The organism is Halorubrum ezzemoulense, assembly GCF_004126515.1.
Classification (GTDB): domain Archaea; phylum Halobacteriota; class Halobacteria; order Halobacteriales; family Haloferacaceae; genus Halorubrum; species Halorubrum ezzemoulense.
On the sequence record NZ_CP034940.1, the window covers coordinates 2,301,717 to 2,312,066 of the forward strand.

Annotated in this window: 13 protein-coding genes; 8 read left to right on the forward strand and 5 right to left on the reverse strand. The window is 69.9% G+C overall.

Annotated features, from left to right (window positions below; all coding sequences use genetic code 11):
* The first annotated feature begins 87 nt into the window (after positions 1-87).
* Both EO776_RS11620 and EO776_RS11625 read left to right on the forward strand, forming a co-directional pair.
* Entirely contained in the window at positions 88-792 is a 705-nt protein-coding gene (locus tag EO776_RS11620; RefSeq protein WP_094495500.1) for a metal-dependent transcriptional regulator, read from the forward strand.
* The gene (locus EO776_RS11625) at positions 789-1,490 is read left to right on the forward strand and encodes a TMEM165/GDT1 family protein (RefSeq protein ID WP_049931682.1); all 702 of its coding nucleotides are present in this window, start codon (positions 789-791) and stop codon (positions 1,488-1,490) included. Before EO776_RS11620 ends, EO776_RS11625 begins: the two co-directional genes overlap by 4 nt.
* A gap of 31 nt (positions 1,491-1,521) precedes the next feature.
* On the opposite strand, the gene rnhB is transcribed toward EO776_RS11625, so the two are convergent.
* From rnhB to EO776_RS11640, 3 genes are all read right to left on the reverse strand, one after another.
* Entirely contained in the window at positions 1,522-2,229 is a 708-nt protein-coding gene (gene rnhB / locus EO776_RS11630; protein WP_129452418.1) for a ribonuclease HII, read from the reverse strand.
* 48 nt (positions 2,230-2,277) lie between these two features.
* On the reverse strand, positions 2,278-2,649 hold the full coding sequence (locus tag EO776_RS11635) for a 30S ribosomal protein S8e (RefSeq protein ID WP_049931684.1): 372 nt from the start codon (positions 2,647-2,649) through the stop codon (positions 2,278-2,280).
* A gap of 149 nt (positions 2,650-2,798) precedes the next feature.
* Complete coding sequence (locus tag EO776_RS11640) at positions 2,799-4,433, reverse strand: potassium channel family protein (RefSeq protein WP_049931685.1); 1,635 nt, start codon at positions 4,431-4,433, stop codon at positions 2,799-2,801.
* A 110-nt stretch (positions 4,434-4,543) separates the two neighbouring features.
* Between EO776_RS11640 and EO776_RS11645 the strand changes: the two genes are divergently transcribed.
* The 4 genes from EO776_RS11645 (at position 4,544) to EO776_RS11660 (ending at position 6,640) form a co-directional block, all read left to right on the forward strand.
* Positions 4,544-4,942 (forward strand): ArsR/SmtB family transcription factor, encoded by a 399-nt coding sequence (locus EO776_RS11645; protein WP_049931686.1) that lies wholly within the window; start codon positions 4,544-4,546, stop codon positions 4,940-4,942.
* Positions 4,939-5,217, forward strand: a complete 279-nt coding sequence (locus EO776_RS11650; RefSeq protein WP_049931688.1) for a DUF7521 family protein — start codon at positions 4,939-4,941, stop codon at positions 5,215-5,217. The genes EO776_RS11645 and EO776_RS11650 overlap by 4 nt, the downstream gene beginning before the upstream one ends.
* 94 nt (positions 5,218-5,311) lie before the next feature.
* A complete protein-coding gene (locus EO776_RS11655; protein ID WP_049931690.1) occupies positions 5,312-6,013 on the forward strand; it encodes a helix-turn-helix domain-containing protein in 702 nt (233 codons plus the stop codon).
* A gap of 81 nt (positions 6,014-6,094) precedes the next feature.
* Entirely contained in the window at positions 6,095-6,640 is a 546-nt protein-coding gene (locus EO776_RS11660; RefSeq protein ID WP_086215622.1) for a DUF1684 domain-containing protein, read from the forward strand.
* 118 nt (positions 6,641-6,758) lie between these two features.
* Here the strand turns inward: EO776_RS11660 and dpsA are convergent, their stop codons facing one another.
* Positions 6,759-7,307: a DNA starvation/stationary phase protection protein DpsA gene (gene dpsA, locus EO776_RS11665; protein WP_086215623.1), complete on the reverse strand. Its 549-nt coding sequence runs from the start codon at positions 7,305-7,307 to the stop codon at positions 6,759-6,761.
* Between the two features lie 79 nt (positions 7,308-7,386).
* Entirely contained in the window at positions 7,387-8,196 is an 810-nt protein-coding gene (locus tag EO776_RS11670) for a carbon-nitrogen hydrolase family protein (RefSeq protein WP_089308183.1), read from the reverse strand.
* 87 nt (positions 8,197-8,283) lie between these two features.
* Between EO776_RS11670 and EO776_RS11675 the strand changes: the two genes are divergently transcribed.
* On the forward strand, positions 8,284-8,955 hold the full coding sequence (locus EO776_RS11675) for a DUF7384 family protein (protein WP_094495498.1): 672 nt from the start codon (positions 8,284-8,286) through the stop codon (positions 8,953-8,955).
* A gap of 24 nt (positions 8,956-8,979) precedes the next feature.
* Entirely contained in the window at positions 8,980-9,978 is a 999-nt protein-coding gene (locus tag EO776_RS11680; RefSeq protein WP_094519653.1) for an HhH-GPD family protein, read from the forward strand.
* The last annotated feature ends 372 nt before the right edge of the window (positions 9,979-10,350 follow it).

Sequence of the window (10,350 nt, forward strand, 5' to 3'; positions counted from 1 at the left end):
CCGTTTCGACTCGCCTCTCGTTATGCCTTTGGCAAGAACAGAAAACGCATCCGACAAACTATTAATTTAGACCGGTCAAAAACGTCTATGCCGACCGACGCCGTCGAAGATTATCTCAAGTCGATCTATCGGATCGAGTCGCGGGTGGGACCGCCCGTCTCGACCTCGCAGATCGCGGACTCGCTCGACAAGACCCCCGCGACGGTGACAAGCATGGTGGAAACGCTCGCCGACCGCGGCCTGCTCTCCCGCGAGAAGTACACGGGCGTCGAGCTCACGCCCGCGGGCGAGGTCGCCGCGCTGGAGGTCGTCCGCCGACACCGCCTCATCGAGGCGTTCCTCGCAGAGCAGCTGGACTACGAGGCGACCGAGGTCCACGACGAGGCTGACGCGCTCGAACACCACGTCAGCGAGGAGTTCACGCGTCGGGTCGAGCGCGTCCTCGACTACCCCGCCGCCGACCCGCACGGTGACCCGATCCCGCCGGCCGACCTCTCGACGCCGGAGGACGCCGGGACGACGCTCGTCGCGGCGCTGGATCCGGGCGAACGGGGAACGGTCGCCCGCGTCAGCGACCGCGACCCCGACGTGCTGGAGTTCCTCGTCGACGCCGAGATAACGCCCGGAACGACCGTCGAGGTCGTCGATATCACCTCCTTCGGGCTGGTCACCGTCCGGGCGAGCGACGGGGACGAACACGGGCTGCCGGAGGCGGTCGCGGACCGCGTGTACGTCCGCCGCGCCGCGGAGTCGACCGCCGCGACCGACGGTCAGGAGGCGGGCGACGCATGACCGGCTACGTCGAGATCGTCGCGATCGCGTTCGTGACGCAGCTCGCGGTGCTGCCGGGCGAGAAGGTACAGCTGATGATCGCCGGGCTCTCCACGCGGTACGATCCCAAGGTCGTCGTCGCGGCCGCCGGCTCGGCGTTCGCCGGGTGGACCGCCGTGGAGATCGCGTTCGGGCAGGCACTCCAGTCGGCGCTCCCGCCGGTCGTGTTGGACGCGATCACCGCGGTGTTGTTCTTCGTCTTCGCGGTCCTGCTGTACCGGTCCGCGCCGTCGCGCGGGACGACCCCGGAAGCGGAGCGCACCGACGGCGGCTTGGCCGCGTTCGACGACCTCTCGCTCCCGGGGCGGCTCGACAGGTACTCTGGGTCGCTCGGCGGCTTCTTCCCCATCTTCCTGCTCACCGCGACCGGCGAGTTCGGCGACAAGACGCAGCTCGTCACCATCGGCCTGGCGGTCCAGTACGGCGCGACTTCGGCCATCTGGGCCGGCGAGATGCTCGCGATCATCCCGGTGAGCCTCGCGAACGCCTACTTCTTCCACACGTTCGCCGGCCGGGTCGACATGCGGCTCGCGCACTTCGGCTCCGCGCTGCTGTTCGCCTTCTTCGGCGCGGACACGGTGCTGGCGATCGCGACCGGCTTCTCGGTGTGGGAGACGATCGTCGGGACGCTCGGCGGGGTCATCGCCGGGCTGTTCTGAGGGCTGAGCGCCGAGCGGCTCCGGCCCGCTTTCAGAACTCGTCTAACGCCGACTGCTCGGCGGCCGCCAGCGCGTCCTCACAGGTCGCCCACGACTCGCGCGCACAGTCGGGTAGCGCCCTGTGGTCGCCGACGTACGCGGCGAGGAAGGCTCGCGTGGCCGGGTCGCTCGGGTAGCCGCTCCCGATGTCGTAGTCGGGATACGTGGCGTCGAGGTCGGCCATCGCGGCGTCGCGGACCACCTTGGCGACGACGCTCGCCGCGCCGACGACGGGGTCGTCCTCGTCGGCGCCGTGGGCGGCCGTCACGTCGACCGCGGGGTGGGCCCCATCGTCGCCGCGGGCTCCGTCCGCACCGTCGCCCTCGACGAACTCGCCGAGCCGCCGCGCGAACCGCTCCTCGCTGGTGTCGCCCGCGTCGGCGACGACGCGGACCGGTTCGGCGACGCCAGCGGGGAGGTCGGCGAGGGCGTCCCGGACCGCCAGCGCCTGACCACGGACGGTGAGGGTGTTCATGTCGGTGTCGGGGCGGTCGATCTCGTCGGGGTCAACGCGGGCGACGCCGACGGCGACGGCCGGGTCGCCCCGGAGGGCCGCCGCTATCTCCTCGCGTCTGGCCGGCGCGACCCGCTTCGAGTCGTCCACGTCGGCGGGGAGGTCCGCCGGGTCGGCGGCGACCGCCGCCGCGACCATCGGTCCGAGCGCGGGTCCCTTGCCGGATTCGTCGACGCCGAGGTACACGCGTCGCTGGTGGGCGTGCGGGCTGAAATACCTTCAGAAAGGCCGCGTTCAGTCGAGCAGGACCGCGTTGACCTGGCCGGTCTGGCCGGGGCGGGAGGTGACGCGTGCGCGGCCGGCGGATGTCTCGATGACGGCGCCCTTCGTGACGATGTTCCGGCGGGCGTAGTTGACGTTCGCGGGGTTGTCGACGACGTTCTCGATCTCGGCCTCGCTGACCTCGCCGTCGTCGGCGACCTGCGCGACGTTCGTCGAGAGGGCGCGGACCTTCTTCTCCGTGCCGCGGGAGTCGATGTACTGGAGTCGGGTCTCGCCGACGGTCGTCTCGGCGGGCTCGCGGCCGAGCTGGTGGCGCTTCTTGTTCGAGGCGTGCTTGAGTCGGCCGCCGGTCCGCTTGCGCGTGGAGCGTCCCTGGTCTTTCATACGGATACGAACAGCCAGCGAATACTTGAACCGTTCGACTCGTCGCGCCGAGACCGGCGGCGCGAGCGGGAGCAGCGGCGCGAGCCCGCTCGAATCCGCGGCGCGGGCCGAGTCAGCGCCGCGAGCCGAGCGGGCGAACCAACCCGTCTCTACGCGAACGCGCGCTCAAACGCGCGGACTCCCTCGTCGGTGCCGACGACGACGAGCTCGTCGCCCCGCTCGACCCGCGTCTCCGGGCCCACGTCGGTGACGAGCTCGTCGCCCCGTTCAATCGCGATGACGGTACAGCCGGTGGTCTCGCGGACGGCGGCCTGTCCGACCGTCCGGCCGACCAGCGCGGACGCCTCGGTCCTGACGACCTCGACGTGGGTGTCCAGCGAGAGCACGTCCCGGTCCGCGAGCACGGCCGACGCCGACATCCGCCCGGTCACCGTCGAGAGCGAGAGCACGTAGTCGGCCCCGGCGCGGTGCATCTTCGGCACGCTCTCGGCGTCCTCGACCCGCGCGAGCAGCTCCACGTTCGGCGCCAGATCGCGCACCACGAGCGTCGCGAACTCGGCCGTCGTGTCGTCGGGGAGCGCGAGGACGACCGTCCGCGCGTCCGCGACGCCGGCGTCCCGCAGCGTGTCCGGCTCCGTCGCGTCCCCGACCACGTCGATCGCCTCGGCGCCGTCGCGGTCGACGACCGTCACCGGCAGGTCGGCCGATTCGAGCGCGTTCGCGACGGTCTTCCCGACCTGCCCGTGTCCGATGACGACCGTCTCGCCCGCGCCGAACCGGCGGGCTGCCGAGTTCGTCAGGTCCACGAGCCGCTCCACCTGTCCCTCGGTCCCGGAGACGAGCAGAACTGTCCCCGCAGACAGCGTCGCGTCCGGCGGCGGCGCCGCCTCGAACGCACCGTTGAACCACGCGCCGATCACGTCGACGCCGGTGCGCTCGCCGATCCGACTCCCGGCGAGCGTCGATCCGGCGAGGCCGCTCCCGTGGTGGATCGACACCTCCGCGATCCGCAGGTCGCCGACCGCGACCGCCTCGTCGAGGTCGGTCCGCACCGCCGTCGTCACCTTCGAGGCGAGGCTCTCGCCGAGCAGCGACCGCGGGGAGAGCACCTCGTCGGCGCCGGCGAGCCGGTGGTACCGCTCTCGGCTCGGGTCCTCGACGACGCTTATCGCGCGGACGTCGGTCGAGAGTTCCTTCGCGGCGAGGACAATGCTCGCGTCGACCCGGTCCGAGAGGTCGGTGACGAGGGCGCGGGCGTCGCCGAGGCGGGCGCTCTCGAGCCCCGCCGTCGTCTCCGGGTCGGCGCGGATCACCATGTGACCCGCCTCGTACAGCGCCAGCGCCCGGTCCGGGTCGGGTTCGACGACGACGTAGGTGACCCCCTCCGAGTCGAACTCGTCCAGGAGCGCGTCGGAGCGCGTGGTGTCGGAGGCGACCACGACGTGGCCGCTCAGGTCCGCGTCCAGCGACCGGGGGACGGTCGTCGAGAACGCGGACTCGAGGAGCGGCGTGGCGACGACCGGCAGTGCCCCGATGAGAAGCACCATGCCGACCAGGTCCATCACGGCGATGAACGCGTGCATCTCCTGGGTCTGCCACGACGAGGCGTCGCCACCGAACCCGGTCGTCGTGAACATCTCGATCGCGAATTGGAACGACTCGATCAGGGTGCGCGGGTCGTTCTCGTACACCCGCATCCCCCACCGGTAGGAAACGGTGGTGGAGACGAGCACGACGGCCACGAACGCGATGTACCCGCCGACTCGACGCTTCCACGTGTCCATGGTATCGCCGTACGGCGGCGCCACACAAAAGAGGGAGGAGTGGCGGCCGCGAGCCCCGCCGCCTCGGCGGAAATTCAATGGTTTAAGTCCCGGGGGCCGAACCGTCACGCATGGTGCGGGACCCGTCGCGAGAGCCGGAGCCGCCGTCGGTCGACGAGGTGCTCGACGCGCTGGCCGACGACGCGGCCCGTCGGATCGTCGCGGCGCTCACCGAGCCGAAGACCGCGAGCGAACTCTCCGAGGAGTGCGACATCCCCCTGTCGACGACCTACCGGAAACTGGAGATGCTCACCGACGCCTCCCTGCTGTCGGAGTCGACCGACATCCGGCGGGACGGACAGCACACGACGCGGTACTCGGTGTCGTTCGACGCCGTCACCGTCTCGGTCGGCGACGGCGACGAGGGCGACGCGGGCAGCCGCGAGTTCGACGTGGAGTTCTCTCGGCCGGAGCGGACCCGAGACGAGCGACTGGCCGACCTGTGGTCGGAGCTACGAGAGGAAACATGACTCCCTACATCGACCTGACGATCATCGTCGCAAAGACCGCCATCCTAGTGCTCGGTGGCAGTATCACCTACTACGCGCTCCGCGCGTACGACCGGACCGGCGACCGGTCGCTGCGCGAACTCGGCGTCGGCTTCGGCATCGTCACCGTCGGGGCGCTGTTGGGCGGCGTCTCCCACCAGATTATCGGCGCCGACCTCGCGGTCGGCATCGCCGTCGACGGCCTCCTCACGGCGATCGGGTTCGCGGTCATCGTCTACTCGCTGTACTTAGAGTGAGCCGCGGCCGCGTCCTCGACCAGGCCGGGCTCCGGTCGGTTTCGACGCGCGACGAACGGTACCCTTTTGCGGCGGTCGGTCGTCCGTTCAGGCCATGAGCGACGCACGCGAGGAGCTCTCCCGCCGGATCGCCGGCGAGATAACGCTGAGCGACGACCCGGGCGCGACGCTCCGGAAGTGGCGGACCGACTTCGACGTCTCGCAGACGGAGCTGGCCGACCAGCTCGGCGTCTCCTCGTCGGTCGTCTCCGACTACGAGAGCGGCCGGCGCGAGAGCCCCGGGATCGGCGTCGTCCGGCGGACCGTCGAAGGACTCCTCGACATCGACGAGCGCCGCGGCGGCGGCCGCCTCCGACAGCACGCTCGGGTGCTCTCGGCCGGGTTCGAGAGCGACATCGTCCACGACCTCCGCGAGTACTCGACGGCGGTCCCCCTGGCGGACTTCTACGACGCGATGGGCGCGACGGAGGTCGTCCGCGGCGACCACGACCACGTGAACGGCCACACCGTCATCGACTCGATCCAGGCGATCACGCGGCTCTCCAGCGAGGAGTTCTACCGGCTGTACGGCCAGTCGACGAACCGCGCGCTCGTGTTCACCCGGGTGACGCGCGGCGAGTCGCCGCTCGTCGCGCTGCGGGTCGTGAGCCCGACGCCGAACGCCGTCGTGCTCCACGGGATCGAGGACGGCGACCTCTGGGACCACGCCGCCGACCTCGCCCGGGTCGACGGCGTGTCGTTGGCCACGTCGAACCGCGACCTCGACGACTGTCTGGCCGACCTCCAAGCGCTGTGACGGCGTCGCGACCGCTTCGGCGGTAGAGACACCGGCGCCGGAACCGCGAGCCTGAAACCGCCGGCGCTCGTCGGACCGGGCATGAGCGAGGACTACGCCGAGCGGCTCCGCGCGAACCGCCGGGAGAAGGACGAGTTCTTCGACGACCACCCGCAGTCGCCGATCCCCCCGGAACACCGGGACGAGTTCGACGGGCTCGACTACTTTCCCCCGAACCCGGACTACCGCGTCGAGGCGACCGTCACCGTCCACGACGACCCCGAGCCGGTCGAGATGGAGACGACCGCGAGCAACCCGGTCCGGTACCTCCGGATCGTCACCTTCGCGCTCGAGATTAACGGGACGGAGCACACGCTCGCGGGCTACCGCCAGGAGGGCGACGACGGCGCCGTCTTCGTCCCCTTCCGCGACAAGACGACCGGCCAGCAGACGTACCACCAGGGTCGGTACATGGAGCTGGCACCCGAGCGCGAGCTCGCCGACGGCGACGCGGTCACGATCGATTTTAACCTCGCGTACAACCCCTTCTGCGCGTACAGCGAGACGTTCTCCTGTCCGCTGCCGCCGGAAGAGAACTGGCTGGAGGTCGTCGTCCCCGCGGGCGAGCGGGCCCCGGACCTCGACTGATCGGCGAGGCGATCGGAAGTACAATTGGTGACGCGGTCGACGGCGCGGCCGCTGCGTAGCGCGAAAAAGCGGAAAATCGAACGTCGGGACGTGCCGGAAGCAGTCCGCCGGGGCCAGTCTACTCGAGCGTCTCGCTCGTGACGAGCGTGTCGTCTTCGAGGTAGTGCTCGAGGTGGTGGCCGTGTTCCTCGACGTCTTCGAGGATGTCACGGAGCTGCTCTTCGGTGTTGTAGTCGCCGAGGTTGTTGGCGAGCTGGATGTGCTCGCGGAGCTGCTCGGTGATGTCGCCGAACATCTCGAGGTCGTGCTCCAGCGACGTCCGGATGTCGTAGGCGTCGGCGTCCTCGGGGGTCACCGGTGCGTGCTCCTCGTAGTTCGCGCCGCCCGAGAGCGGCACGCCGCCGAGCGCCTGTGCGCGCTCCGCGAGGACGTCGGCGCCCTCTTCGAGGTCCTCCGCGACTTCGCCGAGGTACTCGTGGATGCCGAGGAACTCGGCGCCCTCGACGAGCCAGTGGTGCTTCTTGACCTGGTGGTAGAGGACGTACGTCGCCGCGAGGTCGCTGTTGAGCGCGTCGACGAGCTGTTCTGCCTTCTCCTCGGGGACGCGGAGCGCTTCGCTCTCGTGAACGTCGCCGTATCGCTGACGTGACTGCTTCTGGGTGCTCATTTCAACTATACATACGCGCGCGACCTACTTAATAGTTCCTACTGAGAAAACTACTTTTTCGAAACTGGAAAGAATAGTTTCAGATGTCGTCGACAGCCCCCACCAGATCGCGCTGCGCGGAGAGCGTGTCTCGGTCGAGGGTCGCGGTCAGCGTCGCCGGTTCCCGGCCGAGCTCGGCGGCGACCGCGCCGTCGGGGCGGACGACGAGGGAGTTGCCCGCGTAGGTCGCCGCCTCCGCCGGACGCGCGCCGCCCGCGGTTCCCGTGCGCCCCGCGCCGACGGTCCACCTGACCCCGTCGAGCGCGCGCGCTCGGACGAGGAGCCGCCAGTTCGCGACGTGGTCGGCGGGCCACGCGCCGACGACGACGAGGGCGTCGACCGCGCGCTCAGCGAACCACGCGCTCTCCGCGACGAAGTTGAGGTCGTAGCAGGTCAGCAGTCCGGTCGGTCCGGCGGGCGTCTCGACGATCACGCGGTCGCCGCCGGGCTCGACCCACTCCGCCTCGTCGTCCCACAGGTGTCGCTTGCGGTAGGCGGAGAACTCTCCGCCGCCGTCCTCGGAGGACCCTCCCGGCGGGACGTACGCGGTCGCGTTGTATACGGCGTCGCCGTCCCGTTCGGCGTACCCCGCGACCACGGCCGAGCCGGCGGTCTCGGCGACGGATTCGAGCCGTGCGCGCGCCACGTCCCGGGACAGCGCGGCCTCCCGGAGCCGTTCGTCGGCCACGAACCCCGTGAGCGCGTACTCGGGAAACACGGCGAGGTCGACGCCGCTCGGCAGGTCGGCGGCCCGATCTCGAAGTCGGTCCGCGTTCGCGTCGACAGCGAGGTCCTCGACCGGGACCTGCGGGACGGCGACGGTCGGATCGTCGGAGGAGCGATCGGTCACGCGGCGGGCTTCGACGCGGCGGCCAATAACGTTCGGCCTCTCCGTCCGGCCGCAAGGACGATACGCCCGCGGCGACGACCGGCGGGCATGACCTTCGGCGACCTGTTCGAGCGCGCGGCCGCGCTCGGCGGCGACCTCGACGAGGCGGACGTGCGACGAGCGCTCGACGCCGTGCGCTCGACGGCGGACGGGAACGGTGGCGATTCCGGGGGCGACGGCGACTCCGGCGGTGAGGGGAACGAAGTGACCGACCCCCTCGATCCCAGCCCGGCCCGCGTCGTCGCCGGTGCGGACGCGCTCGCCGCTGATCTCCTCCTCGGCGGCGACGCCCGCGAGGCGCTCGACGCGCTCCGGTCGCACGCGTGGACGACGCTCGTCGCCAGCGACCCGCTCCTCGACGACGCCGAGGCGGTGATCGCGTCCCTCGCGGAGCCGGAGCTAGCGGCAGACTGGCGCGACGCGGTCGAGGCGTGGCGCGAACCGGTCACGCAGCCCTCGGGCGATCATCCCGCGCTGGCGTCCGCCTACCGCGGCGGCGCGATGCAGGTGATAAGCCTCGACCCCTCGCTGACCGGGCCGGGGGCAGCGGCCGGGCTACGCGACAGACTCCCCGTGAGCGTCCGGGAGTCGCGCGCGTTCGCGACGGTGTTCGACCCGGCGAAGCTGTATCCGGACGCGGTCGGCGGGGAGTACCCCGGCCCCGACCGCGACCCGCGGACGATGGCGCCGGCCCGCACCGACGGGGACCAGCACCGATAAACCGCCGCCGCCCGGACCGGGGATATGACCGACTCGGACGGTGCGGGCGACCGCGCCGAGGGCGAGAGCGGCGGCAGCGAGGGCGGAGGCGCTAGCGGCGAGGGTGGTCCCGAGGACGCGCCGGAGCTCCCCGCCGACCGCGACGCGGTCCGCGACGCGCTCGTCGACTGGTACGAGGCCGACCACCGCGCGTTCCCGTGGCGCCACACAGAGGACCCTTACGAGATCCTCGTCAGCGAGGTGATGAGCCAGCAGACCCAGCTCGACCGGGTCGTCCCCGCGTGGGAGGACTTCCTCGACGAGTGGCCGACGACCGCCGACCTAGCCGCCGCCGATCGAGCCGACGTGGTCGCCTTCTGGTCCGACCACTCGCTGGGGTACAACAACCGCGCGAAGTACCTCCACGAGGCGGCCGGACAGGTCGAGGACGACCACGACGGGACGTTTCCCGAGGACCCAGACGGACTGAGCGAGCTGATGGGCGTCGGACCCTACACCGCCAACGCGGTGGCGTCGTTCGCGTTCAACAACGGCGACGCCGTCGTCGATACCAACGTGAAGCGGGTGCTGTATCGGGCATTCGACGTCTCGGACGACGACGACGCGTTCGAGCGGGTCGCGTCCGCGCTCATGCCGGCGGGCGAGTCGCGGGTGTGGAACAACGCGGTCATGGAACTGGGCGGCGTCGCCTGCGGGAAGAGCCCCAGCTGCGACGAGGCGGGGTGCCCGTGGCGCGAGTGGTGCCACGCCTACCAGACTGGCGATTTCACCGCGCCCGACGTGCCCGAACAGCCCAGCTTCGAGGGGAGCCGGCGGCAGTTCCGCGGTCGGATCGTCCGGCTCCTCGGCGAGCGCGACGTGATAAGCCTCGATACCCTCGGACACCGTATTCGCGTCGATTACTCGCCAGATGGCGAACACGGACGCGAGTGGCTTCGAGGGCTCCTTTCGGATTTGGCAGATGATGGATTAGTCGAGGTCGAAGACTCCGGGGATGAGACGAGCGTCCGGCTCCGAGGGTAACACCCGTTCGTACTCTGCTCACAGATCTACCCGGCAGTGATAGTGCTCTTGATACGGAGAATCGAGGAGAAAGCCTCGCGCTTTAGCGCTGTCTTTTACCCACAAGTTCACTGAGTCCCAAACAGACGTTTCAGACGCTGTCGAACCCAATCTATTCTCGGAAGATCGAGGTGAGGAGTGAATCGGGCGATGATATCGGCAGTGGGGGGTTGCTGAATGTGGTAAGCGAGATGAGCAAAATTGTCTCATAGGAGTGTTAAATCTGTAGATATCGAGGCTTCGGTCGGATTTATTGACCGCAACAACAACTCGATCTGTGGGTAAGAGACAGCGCTTTAGCGCGGGGATGAATCCGACACTACCCGTCACAGT

What these genes read in the sequence shown, in the direction of transcription:
- EO776_RS11655 (WP_049931690.1), top strand. Translation starts at nt 5,312, where the DNA reads ATGAGCGACGCACGCGAGGAGCTCTCCCGCCGGATCGCCGGCGAGATA.
- EO776_RS11645 (WP_049931686.1), top strand. Translation starts at nt 4,544, where the DNA reads ATGGTGCGGGACCCGTCGCGAGAGCCGGAGCCGCCGTCGGTCGACGAG.
- EO776_RS11675 (WP_094495498.1), top strand. Translation starts at nt 8,284, where the DNA reads ATGACCTTCGGCGACCTGTTCGAGCGCGCGGCCGCGCTCGGCGGCGAC.
- dpsA (WP_086215623.1), bottom strand. Translation starts at nt 7,307, where the DNA reads ATGAGCACCCAGAAGCAGTCACGTCAGCGATACGGCGACGTTCACGAG.
- EO776_RS11635 (WP_049931684.1), bottom strand. Translation starts at nt 2,649, where the DNA reads ATGAAAGACCAGGGACGCTCCACGCGCAAGCGGACCGGCGGCCGACTC.
- EO776_RS11650 (WP_049931688.1), top strand. Translation starts at nt 4,939, where the DNA reads ATGACTCCCTACATCGACCTGACGATCATCGTCGCAAAGACCGCCATC.
- EO776_RS11620 (WP_094495500.1), top strand. Translation starts at nt 88, where the DNA reads ATGCCGACCGACGCCGTCGAAGATTATCTCAAGTCGATCTATCGGATC.
- EO776_RS11660 (WP_086215622.1), top strand. Translation starts at nt 6,095, where the DNA reads ATGAGCGAGGACTACGCCGAGCGGCTCCGCGCGAACCGCCGGGAGAAG.
- EO776_RS11640 (WP_049931685.1), bottom strand. Translation starts at nt 4,433, where the DNA reads ATGGACACGTGGAAGCGTCGAGTCGGCGGGTACATCGCGTTCGTGGCC.
- EO776_RS11680 (WP_094519653.1), top strand. Translation starts at nt 8,980, where the DNA reads ATGACCGACTCGGACGGTGCGGGCGACCGCGCCGAGGGCGAGAGCGGC.
- EO776_RS11625 (WP_049931682.1), top strand. Translation starts at nt 789, where the DNA reads ATGACCGGCTACGTCGAGATCGTCGCGATCGCGTTCGTGACGCAGCTC.